Here is a 25,124-nt window from a genome sequence, read left to right as displayed (position 1 = left end):
TGGTAAGTTACTAAAGGTAAGTTGACGAGAGTAAAGAGCGATATTCAATATTTCCTTTTATCTGGTATCACCCCTCTCACTCCGCCTATTGGATCATCCACATCACCTGAATATCTTGGTATTAAATGAATATGGACGTGTGAAACAGTCTGTCCGGCAAATTCTCCAATGTTGACTCCCACATTGAATCCATTTGGTTTGAAACGTTTATAAATTTCCTTTTTCACCTCATTGAGCATAAAAATACAAGATGATTGTTCTTTAAAACTCAGCTCAAAATAATCTGAAATATGTCGCTTCGGAATGATTAAAGCATGGCCTGGATTCACAGGATATTTATCAAATATTGAATATGCTTGCGCAGATTCTAATATCAATTCTGTATTGGAACTGGGATTACAAAAAGGGCAATCTGATTTTTTCTTTTTTAGTTGATTGAAATGCTGATACTCGTAGATTTCACAAAAATCATTTCTGAAAATTGACTTGAAAGGCAATATAACGTTCGTTTGGTAAGTAGGTTTTTGATGAATTTTATGGATTCGAAATCCCTCATAAACTAAATCCCTGCGAACAACAAAATAGGCTTTGCCTGTAGCTTTTAGCAAAGCTGATATCTCCATTAAAACCTTTGATTGTTCTTCAGGTAATAAAACATTCAAAACGTAAAAGCAAATGATGGTATCAAATTGCTTTTCTGGATATTCAGGTCGGTAATGTTTATCATATCCTTCTACAGAAAAACCTTGCTTACAAAGCAATTCAACATCTTTTCCAAAGCCACATCCAAAATCTAAAATATCTCCTTGGAGCAAACCCATTTCTTTTACCTTTTTTGCTGGAAAAGAAAGAGAGGAACGATCCTTGGCAGTGAGATGTGAAAAATTATTCTGTTTTAGGCTCATAGAATTCAAACCCATTATTGTGAGCAATAGTAATTAAAGGCTCAATTGTTTCTTTGAACTTCTTCTTTGATAATCCGGAATACTGAATGTTTTCAATAGAAGGAAAAATTGATAAATAGTCTTCAATCAATTTTGTATCTGGGTTATTTCTAATAACTATATCAAGAGCTTTTTCTTGAATCTCAAAAAAAGAATCAAAATACTGGTTTAGCCTTGGCAGCTTATCACTTTTAGACGAATTAATTGATGAATGAGCTGGAACTAGATTCCAATTCAGATCATGAGAAACAAAATTGTAAGGCACAAAATGATCTAAAACATAATTATTTGAGGTTAGAATTTCTCCAGAGTAGATACATTTCTGCTCTTTGACTTCATCAAAATAGAAATTCCAGAAACCCTTCTTCTGCTTATAAAGCGATGCCCTACTTATTGGTTTAATAAGTTTATTAGGAATATCAGGGACATTTGGATTATGCTTTTGCAAAAACAAACTCAAATTCCATAGACAAAAATCTTTTAAAACTGCGGAGTTTTTTAAAAAATAAGGTAGCCACTCTGGATTAACTTCAATATTAACTGATTCTAAAAAATACGGACTCATTCTTTTCGGATCTTTAGAGTTCGCATAAATCTGTCGTTTACTCATCGTTGGAAACCAAGGCGAAAGAAACCAATGAGGAACTTGATTATCAAAATGTGTAAGAATTGAAACAGATCTAGAATCTTTAAAAGACAGAATTTTTTCCCAAACTTTGGTCTGTCCTAAGTCAATTGGAATCTTCCTCTCCACCCTATAAAATGAAACAGCCTCATGCACTTTGTCTTGCTTTCCAAAAGAGATTTTGAAATAATTAACAGTATACCAAGCATTGGCAAGCATCCTTGCAAAGATTTTCCTTTTTTCAAGGATAACACCTTCTTCTTCAATCAACTGAATTAAAGAAAGAAACCAATAAAATTTATAGGTTGCAGCAGTCTTACCTAAAGTAGAGGATAAAAATTGGATTGGCAGATTCTTTTCTTCTGGCAAATTGAACATCGCTTAATTAAAAACTTTAGTTCAATTTATTAAAATCCAACAAAAAAACCACAACCTTTTCAAGTTGTGGTTTGAATCTATTTTTGGGATTGGGATTAGCTGCCTTCGAGGGCGTTGGCACCGGCCACAATCTCCAAGATCTCGTTTGTAATTGCCGCCTGACGCGTACGGTTGTACATCAAGCGAAGTTCCTTCAGTAGCTCTCCTGCATTTTCAGTCGCCTTATCCATGGCAGTCATTCGGGCACCGTGCTCGGAAGCATTGCTTTCCAATACTGCCTTATAAACCTGAATCTTCAAGGAAGTAGGCACCAATTCTTCGATGATGTAGGCTCGGGAAGGCTCCAAGATATAATCCGTCTCCGCTGTCTTCACTTCCTCTTCGGTCTCCTCTTTTGCCATGGGCAAAAACTGCTCGGTTTGGACGATTTGGGTAGCAACGTTTTTGAATTCGTTGTACACCAAGGTCACCTGATCGTAATCACCTGCAGCGAAACCATTCATGGCGAATTCTGCTGCCTCTCGCACTACGTCGAAGGACAAGTCTAAGAATACTCCGTAGAATTGATCTACAAGGGTATAATCAGTCTTTTTGAATGCTTCAAAAGCTTTCTTGCCCAAAGGAAGGATAGTAATCTCTTTCCCTTCAAACTGCTGCCGAATAGCGGCATTGGTAGCCTTGATAATATTAGAATTGAAGGCACCACAAAGTCCCTTATCCGAAGTGATCGGAATAATCAGGACCTTCTTCACTTCCCGCTTTTGTGCATAAACGATATCTGCAGCACCTTCAGAGGAGGCTGAGACATTGTTGAGGATAGCGGTCAGCTTCTGCGAATAAGGACGCATCTGAACGATCCGGTCTTGTGCCCTTCTCAGCTTGGCAGCCGACACCATTTTCATGGCTTTGGTGATCTGCTGTGTGGACACTACCGAGGTAATCCGCTGCTTTACTTCCTTCAGGTTAGCCATTCGTGCGTGTTTCTTCTAGTATAAATACCGGAGGCTTTCACCTCCGGATGGATTCTGATTTATTTTGCGAATTTAGGTGCCAATTCTGCGGCAGCTTTCTTCAATACTTCCCCTGCATCGTCAATCTTACCACCTAGGATCAATTCCAAAGCTTCAGGGTAAGAAGTATCAAGCAAGGTGTAGAAGTCCTTTTCAAAAGCTCTAGCTTTTTCTACAGGAACTGTATCCATTAAGCCTCGGGTAGAAGCATAGATGATAGCTACCTGATGCGCTACAGATACCGGAGAGTACTGAGGCTGCTTCAAGATTTCCTGGTTACGACGACCTCTTTCGATAGTACGCTTGGTAGTGGCATCCAAGTCAGAACCGAACTTTGCAAATGCTTCCAATTCCCGGAACTGTGCCTGATCCAACTTCAAGGTACCAGCTACTTTTTTCATGGACTTGATCTGAGCGTTACCACCTACACGGGATACAGAGATACCCACGTTGATCGCAGGACGAATACCAGAGTTGAAGAGGTTGGTCTCCAAGAAGATCTGTCCATCCGTAATGGAAATCACGTTCGTTGGGATATATGCAGAAACGTCACCTGCCTGTGTTTCGATGATAGGAAGAGCGGTCAAAGAACCTCCACCTTTCACCAAAGGCTTGATAGACTCAGGAAGGTCGTTCATCTGCTGCGCAATCGTGTCAGACTTGTTGATTTTAGCAGCTCTTTCTAGCAATCTGGAGTGCAAGTAGAATACATCACCAGGATACGCTTCACGTCCCGGAGGTCTTCTCAAAAGAAGAGAAACTTCACGGTAGGCTACGGCTTGCTTGGAAAGGTCATCATAAACCACCAAGGCAGGGCGTCCAGTATCACGGAAGAATTCACCGATCGCAGCACCGGTAAATGGTGCAAAGAACTGCATTGGAGCAGGATCAGACGCTGCTGCAGATACAACAACTGTGTATGGAAGAGCTCCACCTTTTTCCAAGGCAGCAACTACTCCTGCTACAGTAGATGCTTTCTGACCTACTGCTACGTAGATACAGAATACAGGTTCACCTCTGTCGTAAAATTCCTTTTGGTTAAGAATGGTATCGATTACTACCGCAGTCTTACCAGTCTGACGGTCACCGATTACCAATTCCCGCTGTCCTCTACCGATTGGAATCATCGCATCGATAGATTTGATACCAGTCTGAAGTGGCTCAGTTACCGGCTGACGGTAGATTACACCAGGGGCTTTACGCTCCAATGGCATTTCGTACAAGTCACCGGCGATAGGACCTTTACCATCGATAGGCTGACCAAGTGTATCTACTACACGGCCAAGCATTCCTTCACCCACTTGGATGGAGGCAATCTTTTTTGTACGCTTTACTGTATCGCCTTCCTTGATGACCTTAGAGTCACCGAAAAGTACGGCACCGACATTGTCCTCTTCCAGGTTAAGTACCATTGCTTTCAGACCATTGTCGAATTCAAGCAATTCACCGGCCTGCGCCTTAGAAAGTCCATAGATACGGGCTACCCCATCCCCTACTTGGAGGACTGTACCCACTTCTTCGAGTTCGGCTTCTGTTCGGGCTCCCGCAAGTTGCTCTCTTAGGATTGCCGAAACTTCATCTGGTCTTACTTCTGCCATGATATCGATTGATTAATGCTTTTTTGATTAGATTTTACTTTCGTAATGGTTTTCTTGGAATTCCATTTTAAGAATTCTCAATTTACTGCTTAGAGACTCATCCAACTGACGGTCATTGACCTTCAGGATAAATCCTCCGATCAGATTAGGATCGACTTTTTCAACCAATTGTACGGTCTTTAAGCCGGAAATTTCCTTCACAATTCTCTCAAATTCCGAACGCATCGCATCGTCAATTGGGAACGTCGTGGTCAAATAGGCTACCTGAATAGACTTATGAAGATTGTACTGAGCTTCAAACTCCTTGGCTACATCCAAAAGAACTGCTTCACGGTTTTTCCGAGAAACGATCTCGAAAAAAGTCAAAGTCATAGGTTGAGCACCTTCCGCAAACAAAGCTTTCAAGACTTTAAGCTTTTTGTCGGAAGTCAAAACCGGATTTTTCAAGGCAAAGCCTAAATCACTATTGCCCTTGGCAATTGCACTTAGCTTTTGAAAGTCTGCGTGTACTTCCTCCAATACTCCTTTTTCAAGGGCCAACTCCAAGATTGACTTGGCATATCGGGAGGCTACTCGATGATTTGACATGGAGATTGGATTAGTTTAGCTTCAGGTCTTTGACATACTCGTCTACCAATGCTTTCTGAGAAGCATCGTCGGCCAAGTTTTTCTTTAATAATTTCTCTGTTACTTCTAGGGTCAAAGAAGCTACTTGATTCTTCACTTCAGTAAGGGCAGCTTTCTTTTCTGTCTCGATGACAGCCTTTGCATTCTCGATCAGCTGTGCACCTTGCTTTTGTGCTTCGGTCTTAGCCTCTTCGATCATTTTATTAGATGCCTCTTGAGCCTTCTTCAAGATATTGTCTCTTTCCAAACGGGCTTCAGCTAGAAGCTTCTCGTTTTCAGCCTTTAGATTGGCCATTTCATTTCGGGCGATCTCAGCCTGCTTAAGGGCATTTTCAATGGTGCTTTCACGCTCTTCCAAAGCTGCCAGCATAGGTTTCCAGGCAAATTTGATCAAGATGAAAAGCAATCCCAGGAAGCCAATTAGCTGCCAGAAAATAAGACCGGAACCGGGAGTAATCAAATCCATGATGTGTGATTTTTCTGTTTGTCCAATAGATATTAAGAATGGGGAAAGGCCTAACGCCATTCCCCAATCAATTTTTAGCTGATGCCTGCGATATTCAAGGCGATCAACAGACAGATTACCGCTGCGAACAGGGAAACCACCTCGATCAAGGCTGCGATGATCAACATAGCACCTTGGATCTTACCAGCAGCTTCAGGCTGACGAGCAATAGATTCCATTGCCTGACCACCGATACGACCGATACCAAGTCCTGCGCCAATCGCAACAATACCCGCACCGATACCAGCTCCCATTAGAGCGTAACCAGCAGTCAACAAGATAGACATTAACATAGTAGTTATATTTATAAATTGAACAAAGAAATTCTAATTAATGATGCTCATCATGAGCATGTTCGGCTACTGCCCCACCGATGTACATCGCTGTGAAAAGCGTAAATACATAGGCCTGAATAGTAGCCACCAATAATTCGATAATATTAATAAAGGTCACCATCAAGGTGGAAACCACCCCAATAGCATACGATTCAAAGATGAAAGCAAGGGCAATGAAACCCAAGATCACAATGTGACCGGCTGTGATTGCGACGAAGAGTCGGACCATCAAGGCAAACGGCTTGGTAAACAAACCGATGATTTCTACCGGCACAATGATCAAAAGCATTGGAATCGGAACTCCCGGTGTAGCAAACACGTGCTTCCAGTAGTCTTTATTTCCATTGACATTTGTGATGATGAAAGTCAAAACCGCCAAGGTCATCGTCACTGCGATATTTCCAGTCAAGTTGGCAGCACCCGGAAGTAGTCCGAGGAGGTTACCAAACCAAATGAACAAGAATAGCGTGATCAAATACGGTACAAACTTCTTGTATTTAGGCCCGATGGACTTCTCGGCGATTTCATCCCGCACGAAGATCACAATCGGCTCAATCAATGCAGCAGCGCCTTTCGGTGCCACTGCTCCATTTTTCTTGTAGTGGTTAGCAGCAGATAGTGCCACGTAGGCCAAAACGAACATGACGATAAACATCATCACGACATTTTTGGTAATGGAAAGCTCGATAAAACTTGCGCCATCTACACGACCCAAATGATCATGCTCATCGATGTAGTAACCTTCATGTGCGTATTCTTTTCCGAAAGCATGTGTATCATGATTTTGGAAATTTGTAGAAGAGAAAAATTCCAAACCTCTGTCAGAAGAATAGACAATAACAGGTAGCGGAAGTGTCACATGAGTGTGTCCAAAAGTCGCAAAGTGCCACTCGTGGGAATCCTTCACGTGGTGCATGATGAAGCTAGTTTTGTCTTCTTCAGAACCTGCGGCGAAAGATGAATTTGTATTAAACAGCAAAAAAGCTGAAAATAAAATACTTAGAACCAGGATTTTGCGCGTCATCAACTCTATTTTTTGAGGGCTACTTCGAAATCGGGCGCAAGTTAGATAGAAAGGCGTAGATATCAAATATTAAGTAGAACAAAAAAATAACAAAGAAATCAGCTATAAACAAAATAATATTCTCCCTCCCGGGCCAAACTTCCACTCCAACAAAAACTAATGAGGCAACTAACCTCAGAATCATTGCCAAAACGGAAATATGAAAGAAATTTTCAGCAAATGCTTTTAATAAGGCTGAATTCAATAAAGCGATCAAAAATGACAGGATTAGCAAAAAAAAATAAATGTGCCAGATCCGTTCGTGAATAATTACGGGAAAAAGCACTTGCAGTCCCAAAATCAAAAGGGCAATGATTGCTGATAATAGAAAGAAGCGGAAATGTAAGTTTTGAAGGAGCTTCACGGAGTATTAAATTTTGGGCAAAGGTACCCCAAATCTCCAAATTAACCATCCCGTTTGATCGAAAGCCACAATTGATAAAAGGCAATAAAAACCGAAAGAAAGCTGAAAAACAGAATCCAAACCGGGAATTTCATATCAGATCGCTGCTGAATCCACCAGCCCAGCCAAGTTCCTCCTCCAATGATAGCAAACAGCTGAAAAGACAAACCGATATATTTGACAAAAGTGGGATAATTCCCCGGGGACTTATCTTTGTTGCCTTTAGAGTCCTTTTGATCTGAATTCATTTTCTTAAAATAGGTAAATATTTTTGGCCATTGGAAGCAGTGGCCTGTCTTTTGAAATAAATAGAAAAGCCAAATCGTTCTTCCTTTGTACAATAAAGACTATTTTGCTAGCTCAATTGCAATTGCCCTCATGCGCTTTTCAAAACGCCTGTTTTCCATATCCCTTTTTCTTTTGGTGGCCTGCTCATCCGAACGGGACACCTTTACCAATCGGGCATTTCATAATCTCACCTCCCACTACAATGCTTACTACCTCGCAGATGTGAAAATTCAGGAGGTGTTGGATGAAAATCAACGGAATTACAAGGAAGACTACACCCAGATATTACCGGTTTTTATCCCTTTGGATTCGGGAGTGATTCAATCCTCCAAAGAAAAACTCGAATCTGCCCGTGAGTTGGCTTCCAAGGCCATAGAATGGCATCGTATTTCCAAGTGGGTGGATGATAGTTATTTTCTTTTGGGAAAAATCGACTACATGCAGGCCAACTTTGACGATGCTAAAAACGCACTCAAGTATGTCAATGTAGAAAGCAAGGATGCCGACCTTCGTCACCAAGTCCTAATTGCCTTATTACGCCTCTATGTCGATTTAGGCGAAATCGAAAATGCGAATTTTACCATAGACTACCTTTCCAAGGAAGAAAAGATCTCCGATGAAAACCGCTACGATCTTTACCGGACGCTAGCTTACTATTACGAAAAGCGAAACGATCAAAATGGTGTCATCGGATCTCTTGATCGGGCTATCGAGTACGCCAAAAACAACAAGGAAGCTTCCAGAATCTACTTCATCTTAGCCCAGCGCTATCAGCAGGAAGGCTTGGATAATTTGGCCTATGACTTTTACAGAAAAGCATTGGAAGGCAATCCACCCTACGAGCGGGCATTTTATTCCCAACTTTTTGCCCAACAAGTAGCTGAATTAAATGCATCGAAAGACCTTCGCAAAGTCAGAAACTACTACGAGTCACTTTACGATGATCCGAAAAACAAGGAACTCAAAGATGTGGTCGTGTATGAGCGAGCACTTTTTGAGGAGAAACAGGGAGATCTTCCACTGACAGTAGATTTACTTCATCAGGCTGCCAAAGAGCCCGGCAGCAATCCTCGACTGAAAGGATACATCTATCAAAAACTAGCGGAAATCCACCTTGAAGAATATGTCGATTACCGTGCTACTAAATATTACCTAGATTCGGCCCTGACCTATATTAAACCTACTGACCCTGCTGCTGCTTCTATTGCCAGCCAAAAGGAGGTACTGGATCAATTCGTATTTCATGTGGAGCGAATTCAGAGTAATGATAGTTTGGTCCGTCTTAGTGGAATGAGTGAAGAAGAGCAGCGCCTCATCGCCGAGCAATACATTCAGCGAGAAGAGGAACGGCTACTTGCAGAAGCAAGGGCAAAAGAAGAACCTAAAAACAGTGGGATTTTTGACAACCTCCTCGCCTTTGCAGATCGAGGAACAGGATCCTCATTTTACTTTGACAATGCAGTGGCGATGCAGCAGGGTGCCATAGAATTCCGAAGAGTATGGGGCACTCGTCCCCTACAGGATAATTGGCGTCGAAGCGCAGCCACTTTTCAAAGCACTCCTGAAACGGAAATAGAGAAAAAAGTAGATTCCACCGCTATCTCTGAAGAAAATAACCCACTAGCCCAATTGCCCGACCTAGAAAGTCTCTTGGCACAGATTCCAAAAACTGAAGAAGATATCGCCCAACTCAACGATGAACTGGAGGAGTCTTATTTCGAACTTGGCAAGCTTCAATATTTCGATTTGGAAGAAATAGAGGCAAGTGTGGACAATCTAGAAACAGTCGTCCGCGAATACCCTTCGAGCAGTCGAAAGCCTGAAGCCTATTACCTACTCTACCTTGCCCAAAAAGACCTCAACGGGAACTTCCAGCAATATGTCAGTCGCCTTAACCGGGAGTATCCCGAGTCGCAATACACTTTCTCTGTCAATAATCCAGATGCAGCTTCAGGGAATTTGGCCTATCTCGCATCTTCTGAAAATTATGAGCAGGCTTACAATTTATATTATGCAGGAAATTGGAGACAGGCACGAACTATCATTCAGCAGACTTTAGAGGAATACCCGCTTACACGAAATACAGAGCGATTGCTGCTTTTGGATATCATGGTGACGGGAAAAATCGAAAGCAAGGATCGATTTAGAGCCCGCTTGGAATCGTACATTGAAAATTCTCAGGATGAGAGCTTGGTGAATTTGGCAAGGAATATGCTAAATCCCTTACTGACAGCTGAGGAATTGGCAGCTCTGAATCCGGTTGACTCGACGGCATTGGATTCTGCGGCACAAGCCTTGGCAATGGAGGATTCGACAGCGGTAAAGCCTGACTTGACAGATTCCCCATTCAAAGTCAATGATTCCCAAACGCATATCATGGTCTTGGTCATGAGTCCGGAGCTTGCAGAGGAGTCTCAAAGTCTAATCGGTGACCTAGAAAACTTCCATGCAAAAACCTTCTCAAATTCCAGACTACGAACGGGAAATATGAATATGAATCGGGAGAATGCCATCTTTATCATTAGTCCGTTCAACAATGCCGACAAAGCAAAAGAGTACTATGATATCTTTATGGAAAAATTTGAATCCGACAATTTGACCGAGCAAATCAAGGAGAACAGTTTCTTTATTTCCATAGAAAATTTCCAGACCCTCAACCGGTCCAAAAACATCGAAGAATACCGGGCTTTTTTCAAGGCCACCTATCAGTAAAACATGAGTAAATCAAAACAAGCATCAACGCCCAATTGGGTTAATAAGACGATCAAATTCCTCTGGCTTGCCTTCGCCGCGGGTGTGGTAGGTTTCATCGTGTTTATTTGGATGGTCAGCGTCAATTTTTTGGGACTATTTGGGCCTTTACCGGATTTCAAAGCTCTCGAAAATCCTGACACAGAAGTAGCCTCTCAGTTATTCTCCTCTGATGGAGTACTATTGGGAACTTACTACCGACAAAATCGGAGCCCCGTGACTTATGATGAGCTTTCTCCCAATTTAGTCAAGGCACTAATTGCCACAGAGGACGAGCGATTTGAGGAGCATTCAGGAATTGATCTGAAAGCTATGATTCGGGTTTTTGTCAAATCAATCATTCTGAGACAAGACGCCGGGGGTGGATCAACATTGAGCCAACAAACCGCTAAGAACCTTTTCAATACCCGTACAGATGCAAATCAGGGTCTTTTGAGTTCGGTACCAGGTCTTCGCATGCTCATCATCAAGACCAAAGAATGGATAGTTGCTACTCAATTGGAGCGAGCCTACACCAAAAAGGAAATTTTGACGCTTTACCTTAACACCTCTGAGTTTGGATCCAATGCTTATGGTATCAAGACAGCTGCAGAAACTTTCTTCAATAAAAAACCTTCAGAGTTGAATATTCAGGAATCGGCTGTACTTGTAGGGCTTTTCAAAGCACCTACCTACTACTCCCCTGTTTTCAACCCTGAAAACTCATTAAGAAGAAGAAACACAGTTCTCGGTCAAATGGTGAAAAACGATGTGTTGAGTGAATCAGAATATGATTCACTTGCTGCACTTCCAATTGAACTTGACTACAATGTGGCTAACCACAACAAAGGTTTGGCGACGTACTTCCGGGAAGTTTTAAAGGCTGATTTGATCCGATGGACCAAAGAAAATCTGAAATCAGATGGAAGCTCCTATGATCTCTTTGGGGATGGGCTCAAAATATACACCACTATCGACAGTCGCATGCAGCGCTATGCTGAGGAGGCCGTAGCTGAGCATATGGAAGCCCTTCAGCAAAAGTTTTATGATGAAATGCGTGGTCGAGAACCTTGGGTGGATAGCGAAAACAGGGTCATCCCGAATTTCATCGAAAATGCGGTAAAACGGACTGAAGCCTATCGACTACTCAAGATTCGCTACAAAAACGATGAAGACTCTATCAACATTAAGCTCAACGAGAAAAAACCAATGAAGGTATTCTCTTGGGAAGGAGAAGTTGATACTTTGATGAGTACGATGGATTCTCTCCGATACTACAAGAAATTCCTTCAAACAGGCTTTATGAGTATGGACCCACATACCGGCCATATCAAAGCTTGGGTCGGTGGTATCGATCATAAATACTTCAAATTTGACCATGTGAAGCAAGGGAAAAGACAGCCTGGATCGACCTTCAAGCCTTTTGTCTATGCGGCTGCTATCGAAAATGGATACTCTCCTTGCTACTCCGTAGTAGATCAACCTGTGGAAGTTTATATCCCTGGTCAGCCGGCATGGAGCCCTGCCAATGCGAATGGTGAATTCACCTATGAAAAAATGACGATTCGCCAGGCAATGGCCCAATCGGTCAATTCTGTGACGGCCTACATGATGAAAAAATTAAGTCCTAAGATCGTGGTAGAAACAGCCAAGCGACTGGGAGTTACGAGTGATTTGGAAGAGGTTCCTGCTTTGGCTTTAGGTGTTAATGATGTATCGGTATTTGAGATGATAGGAGCATTTGGCACCTTCGTCAACAAAGGGGAATACACTACCCCATTCTACATTGATCGAATTGAGGATAAAAATGGAAATGTCATTCAGCAATTCACCCCTAAGAAGCGCCCTGCTATGAGTGAGGAACACGCCTACTTAATGACATACATGCTTCGGGGAGGATTCGATGAAGCTGGCGGAACTAGTCAAGGTGTACCTTACAGCCTACGTGAAGGAAATGAACTAGGAGGAAAGACAGGAACGACTCAAAATGCCTCGGACGGTTGGTACATTGGAATAAGTAAGGATTTGGTATCAGGCGTTTGGGTAGGAGGAGATGATCGTGCGATTCACTTTAGAAGCTGGATATCAGGTCAAGGTGGTAGAACAGCCCGGCCCATTTGGGTCAAATACATGGAAAAAGTCTACGCCGACGAATCCTTAGGATACACCAAAGGTCCTTTCCCAAGACCCGAGCGACCACTCAGCATTGAAATTGACTGTAATGCCTATGAGCAAGAAAGTCAGCGTTTCGTAGATTTTGACTACGATGCCAAGAAAAATGATTTCTAAAATCGATTAAGAAAAACCCAAAACTTAAAAACAGCTTTCATTCAAAGCTGTTTTTTTAATTTAGTCCCATGGAATCCTCATCATTCAAACCCAAAGATCATCTGATGCTTCCTGACCATCCGGGAGTGTACAAATATTTCAATGAGATAGGGGATTTGATTTATGTAGGCAAAGCCAAAAGCCTCAAAAAACGAGTTAGCAGCTATTTTAATAAGAATACCGGGGTCAATCTCAAAACCCGCCGGATGGTGAAAGAGATTGACAAGATTGAGATCACGCTCGTGAATTCAGAGTTTGACGCTTTGCTACTTGAGAATAACCTGATCAAGAAGTCCCAACCCAAGTACAATATCTTATTGCGGGATGATAAGACCTATCCATACTTATTGATCACTGATGAGCCATTCCCCAGGATTTTTCAGACAAGGCGGATGATTCCCAAACGTGGCACCTATTTCGGTCCATTCGCAAGCGTCAAGGCCATGAATAATGTTTTGGACCTTATTCGCTCACTTTTCACCATTCGGACTTGTAAGCTTGACCTATCCCCATATAAAACCCAGGAGGGAAAATATAAAGTTTGCCTAGAATACCACATCGGAAATTGTCAGGGCCCCTGTGTCGGAAAGCAAAGCGAAAAGGACTACCTCAAAGACCTAGAGCAAGCAAGACATATTCTTAAAGGAAATCTTGGGCTACCAAAAGCCCATTTCAAATTGGAAATGCAGGAGTTTGCACAGAATCTGGAATTTGAAAAAGCACAGCGGGCAAAGGAAAAGTTGGATCTGCTTGAAAAGTATCAAGCCAAATCTTTGGTAGCCAATCCAAGCATTCACAATCACGACGTTTGTACGCTTGTAGTTGATGAAAAGTATGCTTATGTCAATTACATGCGCGTGAAAAACGGGTCCTTAATCGTATCCAAAAATGTAGAACTCAAAAAGAAGTTGGATGAATCGGATGAAGAATTGCTCTTGACCGCCCTGATTCGCTTGCAAGATCAATTCAAAAGTGATGCAGAGGAGGTTTTGGTGCCTTTTGAGATACAAAACCCAATCGAAGGTTTAAATCTCGTTATGCCCAAGATTGGTGATAAAAAAAGACTAATAGAGCTATCTCTCAAAAATGCAAAGTTCTACAAACAGGAAAAGGCGCTTCTTCAGGGTCTCAACAAAGACAAAAAGGACCGAGTCATTCGCCAACTTCAGGAAGACCTGAGCTTACCGGATATTCCTGACCATATCGAATGCTTTGACAACTCCAATATCCAAGGCAGCAGTCCCGTGGCTAGCATGGTTTGCTTTCTCAATGGAAAGCCTGCTGTCAAAGAATATAGACACTATCACATCAAAACAGTGGAAGGTCCCAATGACTTTGCGAGTATGAAGGAGGTAGTAGGGAGAAGGTATAAGCGAATGATGGAAGAAGACAAACCGCTCCCAAAATTAATCGTAATTGATGGAGGAAAAGGTCAGCTTTCATCAGCAGTAGAGGCACTGCAGGAATTGGGTATTTATGGGAAAATGCCCATCATTGGAATTGCCAAAAGACTGGAAGAAATTTACTTCCCGGGAGATTCTTTCCCCATTCACATTGATAAAAAGTCAGAAAGTCTTCGATTGCTTCAACGAATCCGCGATGAAGCTCACCGCTTTGCCATCACATTTCACAGAAAAGTCAGAAGTAAAAATGCTTTTGGAACCCAACTCACTGCCATACCAGGTATTGGGCAATCCACAGCGGATAAATTACTGAAGCACTTCAAAAGTGTAAAAAAGCTAAAGGATGCAAAGGAAGAAGAAATTGCCAAGGTGATTGGTGCCAGCAGGGCAAGAGAACTGGTAGAATGGAGAGAAAAAAATATAGGGAGCGATTAAGCTCCCTTTTTATTTTACCATTCCCAAAGGGAATTTTCAAATTCTAGTAATCTGTATTCGAAGGCTAATGCATCGAGATAAGCTTGCATTTCCGGATTCGGATGTTCAGGGTTGACCATATCTGCGACCAAAGCCTCGTCAGGGTTTGTAAATCTCCTTACAACCGAGCGGAACAGACGAGTATCGAAAGCTTGATCGTAAGTTAGACTTTTTGAAAGGTTTTGGAAATTGATCCAACGCGCTTCGGGATGATCCTTAAAATAGTTGTAGAAGTCCTTATAGCGAATGAATCCAATGGTCTTTTGACCTGCATCGGCATTGGTAGCTGACGGCATCACCAAATGGATATACTTTACATCAAAAACCATATCCGAGTGATGCTTATCAAAAACGAAGTCTTCTTTGAAATCTAAGAAATACAATTGCTTGACGAAGATGCTATCCCCAATAGCATTCAACCAGAAATTTTCCTGAAACTCAGCAATAGAAAGAGGTTGGGTAAAATCCTCGTCACCAAAGACTTCTAGCGCATTCTCATCTACTACTGCCTTATAAATCTGATTGATGATACCATTAGATTTAGTATCCCCAGAGCCATACAAGGAAAGATTGTACTTCTCGCGAAGGTCTATTCTTCTCCAAACTCCAATTTGGTACATTTTATCATCCTCCCGAATTCGCTTCGCAGAGAAAATGGTATCCATCTTAAACTGACGGTCGCCATAGCCTGATGGATTGACACTTGTAGCCACTTGAGCATGCACCTCAAAAGACCATAAGGTGGCTGCCATCAAAACGGCAATAAAGGAATATTGAAGAAACTTTTTCATAATCATCTGTTCTATAGTCAGGCGAGAAAATTATTTCACACCTATACGAATCACTTGATTCAAAGAGGAAGGTATTTTATTTCCTCGGAAGTTTGTACGCGTTACTTGATTGACGACGATAACAATATCATCACCAGCTCTTGCACTTTCTAGAAGCTGACGCATTGCCAAACTACTTCCATTTGATATTTGAATCGTTTGTCTTGGCACGTCATTTCTCAACAATCTAACTTCACCGCCCGTAACCTCGAAATTTGCATCTTTTGCCATTGTTCTTCCAAAGGTAGGCTCAGGTTCTGCAATTACTTTCAATCCAGTCAATGAACCGATAGCCTGTGATTGAGTTTGGTCAAGAGGCGAACCGTTAGAAAGTGTAGGAACAATAGTCGGAGCAGGTACTGGTTTAATATCAAACGAAACATCATCGATTTTATTTCCTCCTGAGCTTACACCGATCGTAACTGATCCAGAAGCTCCCGGGATAATTGTTACCTGTCCAGGAGAGCTACCTTTGATCGATTGACCATTGCTAACTGTAAATTCTGGTGCATAAGTATTTCCCAATGCTGGAACCTCGATCAAAAGTTCATTAGCACAGTCTGCATAAAGCTGCTGAACCACTTCAGAAGAAACCTTCACCACCGGCTGAGCTACAAAGTACTCATACTCCACAGGAAGCACTTGATCTTCTCCTCCGATATTTGTTACGATTTCGCCTTTGAGGACTCGTCTTGCGAGACCTCTGTCATCATATTCAGAAGCTGGAGTAGCAGTAAATTCAATACGTCCAAACCCTTTTTCATCTACTTCAACTGATCTACCATCCAGTGACATGGAAGGCGCTGCTGAAGAAGAAGAGGAGGCTATAAACATGGTACCTTCGAATTTAGTACCTGCCGCCACAATATTAGAAACTGCAGAGATTTTAGCCTCTGTGATATCTGCTTTGAAATAGAATGAACCAATGGTGTTGGCAATGCTGGTTAATGCCTCACTTTCAATATTCAAAACCTCATTTTGATACTGAGAAAGCAATGTCATAACAGCTCCCACTGGTGACTTCACAAAGTTCAACGCCTCAAAAGACTTCCCTTTTGCTTCTCTATCGTTCTCAAAAAGAGGAATTTCTGAAGCATCTAAAGCAATCTTGTCAAAATTGATATCAAGACCGACACCTGACAAAATCTCTTCGATTCTTTCAGGATAGGCATTCAATCTATTTTTTAATTCCTCTCCTCGTCCGTTATTAATAAATAGGTTACCTGCGATTTCAGTATTTTTCAAAGCTGAATTCACATAAGTACCTTCTTCCGTTTTAGCATTGGAAACTTCGATTAGTTCCTTTTTCAAAGCTGCTAGGTAATCATAAGCTTCTTTTGAAGCTGCCCTTACTTCCTGAGCAGCCGCTACCTTCGGCAAATCCTTCTCATTATTACCCTGCTGCTCTACGGTGTATTGGATAGATTCAACGGAGGTTTGATTGTCGAGAATGTAATTTTTGGAAGTACGCTCTAGTCCATCATTGATGAGGACAAACTTCTGGAGGATCTGATTGCTGACCTGCAGTGCCAAAAGCGCTGTCAAAACCAGGTACATCATCCCGATCATCCGTTGTCTAGGTGTCTCTTTTACTCCTGCCATTTTTTGGTTTATCAGTTTAGATGGTAGAAATGATTAACCTTTCATGGCTGATAGCATGCCACCGTAGATTTTATTTAGAGAGCTGACGTTAGCGTTTAATTTAGAAAGCTCAGTTTTGAAAGCTTCAGTTTCTTTGCCAGCAGCTGTGATACCTTCCATGGCTGTAGTCATGTTGGAGTAGAACTTATTAAGTGTCTTCACGTGATTGTTGGCATCCTGTAGTTCCATCTCATATACTGCATTCAATGCAGAAAGATTTTTTGTGACGGTTACTACTTGCGTATGATACGCTTTAGCATCTTGAGAGGCTGCTGACATCTCAGTCAAAGCAGCAGCAGTTTTGCCATAAGAAGAATTCATATCTACCAATGTCTTGGCAGCTGCTTTTACGTTAGTAGCATATTCGTTCGTAGCCACTGCTGCATCGGCAAGATTACCCATTTTCTCAGCTGAAGTAGCTAAGTTTTTCATGCCCTTACCTAAGCTATCGATCAATTCTGGGCCAACTTTCGCATTAGCCAGCATTTCATCAAGTTTTTGAGAAACACCATCTCCAGCAACTGCCTTTGATTTTGCTCCCATTTTTGAAGGACTGGCACCCTCTTCTGCTAATTCCGGATAGACTTTAGACCAATCTACTTCTTGAGGTCTCGGTTCAAAAGCAGATAAAAAGAAAATCAATGCTTCTGTAGAAAGACCTACTCCAATCATTAGATTGGCAAATTGCCAATCAAGAATTTTAAACATCGCACCTAGAATTACGACTGCTGCACCAATACCATAGATCTTAGGCATGATGTTAGAATAAAAGAAGTTGCTGTTGCTAGCCATTGTTGTTTGTTAGAATTAAGGTTATGGTTTTTTAAGGTTTTGAATAGGAATTATCTTCTTCTTCTTTGGTTGGTTTTTACGTCCATTGATCCAGATCTTCCGATGAATGTCATCGCCGTACGGAATCCGATGTGCGCCTGAGCCACATCCTGATATTCGTAGGTACGAGTTGAAGTCTCTAGATAGTGATTGATATCTTTCCAGCTACCGCCACGAGTTACTTTTCTTGGCTCTGTTTCAATATCATATACAGGATCCAAATCCCATGTCACTGTGCGAGAAGTAGGTGAATAAGCATCAAGTACCCACTCTGCTACATTTCCTGACATGTTGTGCAATCCAAAACCATTCGGAGCAAAAACATCAACAGGAGCTGTGTAGGCAAATCCATCATCGATATAGTTACCTCTTCCTGGCTTGAAATTAGCCATCAGACATCCACGCTTGTTTTTAAGATAAGGACCACCCCATGGATATTTTGCAACATCTTTTCCTCCTTTAGCTGCATACTCCCATTCTGCCTCAGTAGGCAAGCGGAAGCTAGGCATATCAAAGTCATACTCATCGTTAGCATTCATGTAATAGGTCCTCCACTCGCAGTACTTTTTAGCTTGATCCCAAGTCACACCCACCACAGGATAGTTATCAAAAGCAGGATGATCAAAGTAAAACTCCATTAAAGGATCACCATAATGAAAAGTAAAACTGGTAGACCATACGGTCGTATCAGGTTTCAACTCTTCATAATTAAATTGTGGTTCTTCTTTTAGAGTTGTTGGAGTACCAAAAGTGAGTTCTCCATTTTTTACTGATTCTAAAAACTGCCGATACTTATTATTGGACACTTCGTATTTATCCATAAAAAATTCAGAAATCGTAATCTGCTTGTTCATTGAAGACTGCGAAAAAGCAATATCCTCGTCAGATTGCCCCATCCAAAAAGTACCTGCCTTTACAGGAACCATATCGTAGGGAAGGTTTTGTTGCCAATTGGCTCTTTTAGGCACCCCCGTCACTTCACCTCGCCGGTTGAGTTTTTCACTCGCTGTACCTTTTTTGTTAAAGAGCCCACAACCCGGTAGGATTGTGGCTATAGCAAGTCCTAATGTTACACTTGCTAATCGTAGATTAATTTTTTTATACATAAATGACATTTTTTATATCATCAAATGATTTTCCATTTTAAAAACTACTCAATCGGCGAAATTTAGCTGAATTTTCCACATTTATGCAAATAACCTGCCAATTTTCAGAGCATTATTTTTTGGCCAAATTATCTTTTAATTCGACCCTACTTTGGATCAAAACCGGAATCTCGGTGTCCTCTGAATTACTCGTTCTATCTCTCGTGTCACTGTGGTCAATCTGTACCGTAACATCAACTCATGGCTAGTAGGTGACTTAGCTTCCAATCCACTAATCACCAAATCAAAGGAATATCCCAAGGTCAGGGAATTATCAGGCAGAAGGGAATATCCTAGAATTACAGAAACTGATTCCTCCCCTCTAAACGCTAACCCTCCTGTAATCTTATTTTGATGGGTAGCAATAACGCTCACATCATAAGAAAAATTATTGAAAGATACAGATTTCAACAAGAAACTTGGCTCAATTCTAAATTGCCCAATAGGCCTAAATCGATATCCAGCCAATAAATAGGAATGATTTTCTAATGGATTTGCAAAACCTCCATCTCCGAAATCAAAACTTGGACGATTAATATGTCTACTGCTCAATCCAAGATAATAATTCCCTCTATCCAATAAGAGACCTGCTCCAAAATTTAGATTAATTGAATTTTCCTTACCTGAACTAGGCAAGTTAGGCTCAGGATTGACGACAATTAGCTCGCCATAATCAATCGCGCTGGAAAACATTCCAACATAAGCCCCAAAACTGAGTGTAGTACGATTGATTTGCTTGTGATAGCTACCCTGAAGGTTAATCTCTAAGTTACCGGTAGCACCTATTTGATCATTCACCACGGTAAGTCCGTAGCCGATATTTTTGGAATCAAGACGGCCTTGTGCCGTCAATAGTTGGGTCACTGGAGCACCTCCTGTTCCACTGGAAGTGGTGTAATTAGCCCATTGTGAACGATGCAGGGCAGAGAATCTATATCCTCCTTCTTTACCGGCAAACGCCGGATTATAATACATGCCATTAAACATGTATTGTGTAAACTGCGCATCCTGCTGCGAAAATGCATTTCCCCAAAGGAGAAACGAAAGCAAGAATATGGAAGTAAAAATGGATTTCCGTCTAAACCCTAAAGTCATCAATATGTGGTTTTTACAGATCAAAGGACTATTGTAAGGATTTTAACTGAAAAACCACTGATTTTGATTCCGATTATTACAAATTATTCGCTTTTTTAATATAAAGCTCCAAGGCTCCGGTCATGCTAGGTGCATTTGGGAGTGGTGCTTCAATGTCCAAAATCAAGTCCAATTCTCTTACTGCTTCGGCTGTTGTAGGCCCAAATGCAGCGATTCGAGTAGGACCCTGTTCGAATTCAGGGAAGTTTACCTTAAGAGATTTGATTCCTGAAGGACTGAAAAAAGCCAAAATATCATACTTCACATCAGCCAGGTCCGAAAGGTCAGCAGCTACCGTATGATAAATAATCGCTTCAGTGAAGTCAATATTATTTTTAGCCAAATAATCGGGAATATCATCCTTCCTGATATCAGAACAAGGGAATAAATATTTCTCGTTTTTATGTTTTTTGAAATAATCAAAAAGATCTTGAGCTGTTTTGGTTCCAACAAAAAGCTTTCGCTTCCGGATCACAATGTACTTCTGAAGATAATGGGCAGTTTGATCGGAGATACAAAAATATTTCATATCAGCCGGCATCTCAATTTTGAAATCTTTACAAATCGCAAAGAAATGATCAATAGCATTACGACTGGTGAAAATCACCGCTGTATGCTTCAAAATGTCGATTTTTTGCTTTCTGAAATCCTTGGAGGACACAGGCTGTACCTCAATAAATTGCCTAAAGTCTATCTTGAGATTGTACTTCTCAGCAAGCTGAAAATAGGGAGAATTATCGTTGGTAGGTTTTGGTTGGGAGACAAGAATACTTTTCACGGGTCTTAGCCGGTCCTTCGTAGCTGCACTCATGCTTCTTTTCCTTTATGTTTTGGTTTAATATTGACCGAAATCCATGATCCACTTCACGAGAATCAGGAACGGAACCAGTTCTGCGATGCAAAGGTAAGTAAATAAATGGTATTTCTTAAAGGACAGTTTATTCATCATGGATAGAAACAAAAAAGCAATTCCAACCAAATACATCCAGAAAAACACTTCATAGAACGTCATCAGAAAAGTCTCCACCTGTGAAAATGTATTCATCAAATAAAAGAATATCACTAGTAGAAAAACCAGGTTTACCCATACAATGAGCCTCAGCAAATAGAAAAAATGAGAAAACTCCATTCTTCCCAAATCAAACACAAAAGCCGTGATTCGAATACCCACAAACTTCAAGACCGTCAGACCAAATATTACCATAGCCCCTACCATCCAAATCAACAACAAATCCAAAGCAGTCCCGTCGCTCCAGGCATAGATTAGGTCTTGTCTAAAAAAAATCAATCCAAAAACCCCCGATAGTGCTGCAAGAATATTGACAATCAATACGAATAATAGGACATCAAAGGAAAAGAACTTCTGAAGACTGCTTCCTTCAGAAAAATCCTCAGCGGTAACCAATCCCCTAGGGCTCAAAACTGAGAAAAACACGTAGGGATATGCTTGTCTGTAGCCTGCTAATAGAAATAGACAAATCAACAAAGCGATAATAAAAAAATCCCGGACCGACTGCCTCTCAAAATCTCTCTCAACCAAACTAGGACCAGCGGTCTCCTTCTTTTGCTCTACTGTAAAGGTTGGGTTTAAGCGCTTCTCCAAAAGAGCCTCAGCTTTCACCAGTTGGTCTCCCAAAAGTCTAATTTGTAGGGAATCAACACCGAATTCCAGTTGATAATCCTTGACCTTTCTGCTAAGTAAAGTATCCTTCTCTGCATAAAACCAAAGCCTCTCTCCCGCAAAAACCATGGTCTCCCCCGGAATCTGCATCACTAGGTAGGCCTCCGGAAACTGCCTGATATCGACCCATTGACTTAATTGATCGCTAGAAGAAAACCAGTTTTTTACCAAGTTTTCCTCCCAATCATTGCTGTAGTCTTCTAAAACCTGCCCATGAGAGGTAATCAAAAAACATAAACTGAAGAGAAAAAGTAAAAGACCTTTTTTAACCATGTTTCAAAACTGAACGATATATCCGAAGTGAATTTTTGAAAATTGTAAAGAAAGTGGTTGCTCTTGGGTTTTGCCCACCGCGTAGACAAATCTAAAGACCCCATTTCCCGTCTCAAGATTCAGGCCAGCACCAAGTGAAAACGGCTGAATATTTGGTGCTGCAAAATACGGGTTTTCGATGAAGCCGTAATCGGAAAAGAGAAAAAGGAAGCTATTTGCACCAAAAAAGAGTCGTGGCTCAGCATTCAGGTAAAAATAATCTCTGGCAAAGAAGAAATTTTCATTGAATCCCCGAATACTTTGCAATCCTCCGAGTCGATAAAGATCATTTTGGAAAAGGTTTTCATTGCGAATCAAACCAGCAGCACCCCTGAAATACAAGCCCCAATTTTTCGTGATAAATACATGCTTTTCCCCAAAACCTGATAAAGCATACTGTGGGGTCCTCAGGTCTATCCCCTCGTATGCGACCGGAGGAATTCCCGTGTTTTGTAAAATTTCCTTGTTTCCTGCCGAAAAAGTCAACTGAATCATGCCTCCTTTCCGTGGGGAAATCGCATCATCCAACCAGTCCATTCGTGCATTAACCCCATATTCTGTCCATCGGAAGTCTGCCAATTCAGGCAAAACCTCCGCCTCTGAATAGGCCAACGTACTGATCAAATCACCAGCTTGCCTTCTCACGAAAAAATCAAAATACAACCAATTTGTACTCCGGTAGCCAAAGCGTAATCCCAACTTCCTATTGACAAAGCTTGTATCCTGCTTAAGTAGACTAAACTCTCCTGACACATCAAGGCGGGAGCCAAAAACAAAAGACTCTTTTGCTCTAAGGCTCAAACTTTGGGTCAATTCATTGAATCGCTGCCAGTGTAGTTCCACATCTCGTCCCTTTCCACCTAGATGATACAGCGCCAAATCAAGTTGCCCGGTGACAAGCACTTTACCAGGCTCGTTTTCATTGGGCAAAACGCCCAAAATACCATCCAAGACATTGGCTTTGCGGTCTTCAAGCCGGAAAGCAGGACTGGCTTTTTGAAGTCTAAAATCAAGCCGAGGCTGTCCCTGAAGCCGAAAATAAGGACTGCGACGAATAGTAGTAAGTGAGCGTTCAATATCCTTTTGTGAAAATGGATCGCCGGGATGAATTCCCGTCAAACGCTGTAAATAGGTCTTCTTGGTCACCGAATTGCCTTCAATCTGAACGCTATCCCAAAGAATCAAAGGCCCACTTTGGAAATCTACCTGTCCAAAAACTTGATCTCCATCGCGATTGAGACTGTCCAATTGAAGGGAGGCAAATGGATAACCTGTCTCGTCTGCCCAATCCAGCACTTCCCCAAAAAAACTATTGACCTCCTCAAAGGAAAGAGCCCCCTTTTTCTCCAAATCTTCTCGCCACTGTGTTGGAAGGCTTTTGGATGTAAGTGCTACTCGATCAATCTTTGGACCTTCATAAATCTCTACCCAAAGTGAATCCCCAGATTCTTGAAGCCGATCAACAGAGGCTCCCAAATACCCATTCGACCGAAGGCTACTTAAGACAGAATCAATGGCTACTTTTCTCCCGAGTGAGTCCCCGAATACTTGCCATCTTACGTCAGTTTTTTCATTAGCTCCCTGCCAACCCAACCAAAAATTGGTTTGGGCCTGGATGGTGCCAAGTAGCCAAAAGGAAAGTAGCAGAATCAGAAACTGACGAATAAACACAGCGGGAATTGAAACACTTATATTTGCAGAATTAAACCTAATCAATTTGGCTGGAATTTACATTCATATCCCCTTTTGCAAGCAGGCCTGTCACTATTGTGACTTTCACTTTAGCACCAATACAAGCCGCTTTGAGGAGATGCTCCGGCAAATAGCTCATGAAGCTGAGTTGAGAAAAGAATTTTTGCAAGGCGAAACAATCCAAACTATTTATCTGGGAGGAGGAACTCCTTCCCTCGCAGAGCCTAATTGGTTGAAGGAGATTTTTGATACAATCAAAGAAAATTTTACCCTTGATCTTCAGGAAGTGACACTGGAGGCTAATCCAGACGACCTGACAGAAGCTAAGCTGGATCAGTGGCAAAAGTTGGGAATAGACCGTCTGAGCTTGGGAATTCAGAGCTTCCAGGATGAGGTGCTGACATTTTACAATCGTGCCCATTCTGCAGAAGAATCCATTCAAGCTATTCAGAGAGCTCGAAATGCAGGATTCAAAAAGTTTAGCATGGATTTGATTTATGGTTTTCCACATGCCGATCATTCGATTTGGGAAAAAGACCTAAGCCTTGCTATTGCCCAAAATCCCGGGCATCTCTCCTGCTATGCCTTGACCGTAGAACCCAAGACCGCATTGGGAAATTGGACCGAAAAAGGAAAATTCCAGCCTGCTGAGGAAGACTTTGTCGCAGAGCAATTTGAGATGCTACAAATCAAAACTGAGCGCGCAGGGTACCTTCAGTATGAAATTTCCAATTTCGCTCTTCCCGGTCAGGAATCTTTCCACAATTCCAGTTATTGGAAAGGTGAGCCGTACCTTGGGCTAGGACCTGGAGCACACTCCTTTGATGGAAAAAACCGAGGTTTCAACCCCTCGAATAATGCCCTTTATCTTAAGAGCATCCAAAATGAAAGGATTATCTACACGGAAGATCCTATGGACGAAATCGACCGGCTCAATGAATACTTGCTTACAGCTCTTCGTACTTCTTGGGGAGCTGATTTTGATTTGATCAAATCAACCTATGGAAAAGATCTGAAGATGGAAAAACGCTCCCATCTGGAAAAATTAGAATCGGAAGGCTGGCTGGTTTGGAATGGAAATCGCCTATCTTTGAGCAAATCCGGGAAACTATTAGCCGATAGCATTGCCCAATCATTATTTTATTGA

At 41.7% G+C, this 25,124-nt stretch carries 21 protein-coding genes; 4 read left to right on the top strand and 17 right to left on the bottom strand.

The genetic code is table 11. The features are described from left to right. Positions 1 to 44 precede the first annotated feature (44 nt). The 9 genes from G457_RS0117710 to G457_RS0117665 all read right to left on the bottom strand — a co-directional run bounded on the left by G457_RS0117710 (position 45) and on the right by G457_RS0117665 (position 7,736). Positions 45 to 920, bottom strand: a complete 876-nt coding sequence (locus tag G457_RS0117710; protein ID WP_248602878.1) for an HIT family protein — start codon at positions 918 to 920, stop codon at positions 45 to 47. Continuing rightward, on the bottom strand, positions 886 to 1,938 hold the full coding sequence (locus G457_RS0117705; RefSeq protein WP_162142720.1) for an HNH endonuclease domain-containing protein: 1,053 nt from the start codon (positions 1,936 to 1,938) through the stop codon (positions 886 to 888). Before G457_RS0117705 ends, G457_RS0117710 begins: the two co-directional genes overlap by 35 nt. Positions 1,939 to 2,042: 104 nt before the next feature. Beyond that, on the bottom strand, positions 2,043 to 2,918 hold the full coding sequence (gene atpG / locus G457_RS0117700; protein WP_026947640.1) for an ATP synthase F1 subunit gamma: 876 nt from the start codon (positions 2,916 to 2,918) through the stop codon (positions 2,043 to 2,045). A gap of 59 nt (positions 2,919 to 2,977) precedes the next feature. Beyond that, complete coding sequence (gene atpA, locus G457_RS0117695) at positions 2,978 to 4,555, bottom strand: F0F1 ATP synthase subunit alpha (RefSeq protein WP_026947639.1); 1,578 nt, start codon at positions 4,553 to 4,555, stop codon at positions 2,978 to 2,980. A 27-nt stretch (positions 4,556 to 4,582) separates the two neighbouring features. Further along, on the bottom strand, positions 4,583 to 5,143 hold the full coding sequence (gene atpH, locus G457_RS0117690) for an ATP synthase F1 subunit delta (RefSeq protein WP_026947638.1): 561 nt from the start codon (positions 5,141 to 5,143) through the stop codon (positions 4,583 to 4,585). Between the two features lie 10 nt (positions 5,144 to 5,153). Beyond that, positions 5,154 to 5,648, bottom strand: a complete 495-nt coding sequence (locus G457_RS0117685; protein ID WP_026947637.1) for a F0F1 ATP synthase subunit B — start codon at positions 5,646 to 5,648, stop codon at positions 5,154 to 5,156. A gap of 74 nt (positions 5,649 to 5,722) precedes the next feature. Then, positions 5,723 to 5,980: an ATP synthase F0 subunit C gene (gene atpE, locus G457_RS0117680; protein WP_026947636.1), complete on the bottom strand. Its 258-nt coding sequence runs from the start codon at positions 5,978 to 5,980 to the stop codon at positions 5,723 to 5,725. 37 nt (positions 5,981 to 6,017) lie between these two features. Continuing rightward, a complete protein-coding gene (gene atpB, locus G457_RS0117675) occupies positions 6,018 to 7,046 on the bottom strand; it encodes a F0F1 ATP synthase subunit A (RefSeq protein WP_026947635.1) in 1,029 nt (342 codons plus the stop codon). 444 nt (positions 7,047 to 7,490) lie between these two features. Next, complete coding sequence (locus tag G457_RS0117665) at positions 7,491 to 7,736, bottom strand: AtpZ/AtpI family protein (RefSeq protein ID WP_026947633.1); 246 nt, start codon at positions 7,734 to 7,736, stop codon at positions 7,491 to 7,493. A gap of 130 nt (positions 7,737 to 7,866) precedes the next feature. Here G457_RS0117665 and porW point away from each other — a divergent pair, with 130 nt between their 5' ends. From porW to uvrC, 3 genes are all read left to right on the top strand, one after another. Further along, entirely contained in the window at positions 7,867 to 10,488 is a 2,622-nt protein-coding gene (gene porW / locus G457_RS0117660) for a type IX secretion system periplasmic lipoprotein PorW/SprE (protein ID WP_026947632.1), read from the top strand. Positions 10,489 to 10,491: 3 nt separating this feature from the next. Next, the gene (locus G457_RS0117655; protein WP_026947631.1) at positions 10,492 to 12,795 is read left to right on the top strand and encodes a penicillin-binding protein 1A; all 2,304 of its coding nucleotides are present in this window, start codon (positions 10,492 to 10,494) and stop codon (positions 12,793 to 12,795) included. Positions 12,796 to 12,863: 68 nt separating this feature from the next. After that, the gene (gene uvrC / locus G457_RS0117650; protein WP_026947630.1) at positions 12,864 to 14,672 is read left to right on the top strand and encodes an excinuclease ABC subunit UvrC; all 1,809 of its coding nucleotides are present in this window, start codon (positions 12,864 to 12,866) and stop codon (positions 14,670 to 14,672) included. A 14-nt stretch (positions 14,673 to 14,686) separates the two neighbouring features. Here the strand turns inward: uvrC and porN are convergent, their stop codons facing one another. The 8 genes from porN to G457_RS0117610 form a co-directional block, all read right to left on the bottom strand. Next, on the bottom strand, positions 14,687 to 15,463 hold the full coding sequence (gene porN, locus G457_RS0117645) for a type IX secretion system ring subunit PorN/GldN (RefSeq protein WP_051260916.1): 777 nt from the start codon (positions 15,461 to 15,463) through the stop codon (positions 14,687 to 14,689). Positions 15,464 to 15,532: 69 nt separating this feature from the next. Beyond that, entirely contained in the window at positions 15,533 to 17,143 is a 1,611-nt protein-coding gene (porM, locus tag G457_RS0117640) for a type IX secretion system motor protein PorM/GldM (protein ID WP_026947628.1), read from the bottom strand. 33 nt (positions 17,144 to 17,176) lie between these two features. Continuing rightward, positions 17,177 to 17,974: a type IX secretion system motor protein PorL/GldL gene (gene porL / locus G457_RS0117635; RefSeq protein ID WP_026947627.1), complete on the bottom strand. Its 798-nt coding sequence runs from the start codon at positions 17,972 to 17,974 to the stop codon at positions 17,177 to 17,179. A 50-nt stretch (positions 17,975 to 18,024) separates the two neighbouring features. Further along, positions 18,025 to 19,119, bottom strand: coding sequence for a T9SS ring complex lipoprotein PorK/GldK (porK, locus tag G457_RS0117630; protein WP_026947626.1), 1,095 nt, complete (start codon positions 19,117 to 19,119; stop codon positions 18,025 to 18,027). A 156-nt stretch (positions 19,120 to 19,275) separates the two neighbouring features. Beyond that, on the bottom strand, positions 19,276 to 20,253 hold the full coding sequence (locus G457_RS0117625; RefSeq protein WP_051260903.1) for a PorP/SprF family type IX secretion system membrane protein: 978 nt from the start codon (positions 20,251 to 20,253) through the stop codon (positions 19,276 to 19,278). A 76-nt stretch (positions 20,254 to 20,329) separates the two neighbouring features. After that, positions 20,330 to 21,103: a uroporphyrinogen-III synthase gene (locus tag G457_RS0117620; protein WP_024283734.1), complete on the bottom strand. Its 774-nt coding sequence runs from the start codon at positions 21,101 to 21,103 to the stop codon at positions 20,330 to 20,332. 24 nt (positions 21,104 to 21,127) lie between these two features. Next, positions 21,128 to 22,246: a DUF4271 domain-containing protein gene (locus tag G457_RS0117615; RefSeq protein ID WP_026947624.1), complete on the bottom strand. Its 1,119-nt coding sequence runs from the start codon at positions 22,244 to 22,246 to the stop codon at positions 21,128 to 21,130. A gap of 3 nt (positions 22,247 to 22,249) precedes the next feature. Beyond that, positions 22,250 to 24,001, bottom strand: coding sequence for a POTRA domain-containing protein (locus G457_RS0117610; protein ID WP_162142719.1), 1,752 nt, complete (start codon positions 23,999 to 24,001; stop codon positions 22,250 to 22,252). Between the two features lies 1 nt (position 24,002). On the opposite strand from G457_RS0117610, the gene hemW reads away from it, so the two are divergent. Next, entirely contained in the window at positions 24,003 to 25,124 is a 1,122-nt protein-coding gene (hemW, locus tag G457_RS0117605; RefSeq protein WP_026947622.1) for a radical SAM family heme chaperone HemW, read from the top strand.

This window comes from Algoriphagus marincola DSM 16067 (genome assembly GCF_000429405.1).
GTDB classification, from domain to species: domain Bacteria; phylum Bacteroidota; class Bacteroidia; order Cytophagales; family Cyclobacteriaceae; genus Algoriphagus; species Algoriphagus marincola.
This window is presented reverse-complemented; position numbering and strand designations above follow the sequence as displayed.

What these genes read in the sequence shown, in the direction of transcription:
- G457_RS0117655 (WP_026947631.1), top strand. Translation starts at nt 10,492, where the DNA reads ATGAGTAAATCAAAACAAGCATCAACGCCCAATTGGGTTAATAAGACG.
- porK (WP_026947626.1), bottom strand. Translation starts at nt 19,119, where the DNA reads ATGTATAAAAAAATTAATCTACGATTAGCAAGTGTAACATTAGGACTT.
- G457_RS0117620 (WP_024283734.1), bottom strand. Translation starts at nt 21,103, where the DNA reads ATGAGTGCAGCTACGAAGGACCGGCTAAGACCCGTGAAAAGTATTCTT.
- porW (WP_026947632.1), top strand. Translation starts at nt 7,867, where the DNA reads ATGCGCTTTTCAAAACGCCTGTTTTCCATATCCCTTTTTCTTTTGGTG.
- G457_RS0117685 (WP_026947637.1), bottom strand. Translation starts at nt 5,648, where the DNA reads ATGGATTTGATTACTCCCGGTTCCGGTCTTATTTTCTGGCAGCTAATT.
- atpH (WP_026947638.1), bottom strand. Translation starts at nt 5,143, where the DNA reads ATGTCAAATCATCGAGTAGCCTCCCGATATGCCAAGTCAATCTTGGAG.
- porL (WP_026947627.1), bottom strand. Translation starts at nt 17,974, where the DNA reads ATGGCTAGCAACAGCAACTTCTTTTATTCTAACATCATGCCTAAGATC.
- G457_RS0117665 (WP_026947633.1), bottom strand. Translation starts at nt 7,736, where the DNA reads ATGAATTCAGATCAAAAGGACTCTAAAGGCAACAAAGATAAGTCCCCG.
- uvrC (WP_026947630.1), top strand. Translation starts at nt 12,864, where the DNA reads ATGGAATCCTCATCATTCAAACCCAAAGATCATCTGATGCTTCCTGAC.
- porN (WP_051260916.1), bottom strand. Translation starts at nt 15,463, where the DNA reads ATGGCAGCCACCTTATGGTCTTTTGAGGTGCATGCTCAAGTGGCTACA.
- atpE (WP_026947636.1), bottom strand. Translation starts at nt 5,980, where the DNA reads ATGTTAATGTCTATCTTGTTGACTGCTGGTTACGCTCTAATGGGAGCT.
- atpG (WP_026947640.1), bottom strand. Translation starts at nt 2,918, where the DNA reads ATGGCTAACCTGAAGGAAGTAAAGCAGCGGATTACCTCGGTAGTGTCC.
- G457_RS0117710 (WP_248602878.1), bottom strand. Translation starts at nt 920, where the DNA reads ATGGGTTTGAATTCTATGAGCCTAAAACAGAATAATTTTTCACATCTC.
- atpB (WP_026947635.1), bottom strand. Translation starts at nt 7,046, where the DNA reads ATGACGCGCAAAATCCTGGTTCTAAGTATTTTATTTTCAGCTTTTTTG.
- G457_RS0117625 (WP_051260903.1), bottom strand. Translation starts at nt 20,253, where the DNA reads ATGACTTTAGGGTTTAGACGGAAATCCATTTTTACTTCCATATTCTTG.
- atpA (WP_026947639.1), bottom strand. Translation starts at nt 4,555, where the DNA reads ATGGCAGAAGTAAGACCAGATGAAGTTTCGGCAATCCTAAGAGAGCAA.
- G457_RS0117615 (WP_026947624.1), bottom strand. Translation starts at nt 22,246, where the DNA reads ATGGTTAAAAAAGGTCTTTTACTTTTTCTCTTCAGTTTATGTTTTTTG.
- porM (WP_026947628.1), bottom strand. Translation starts at nt 17,143, where the DNA reads ATGGCAGGAGTAAAAGAGACACCTAGACAACGGATGATCGGGATGATG.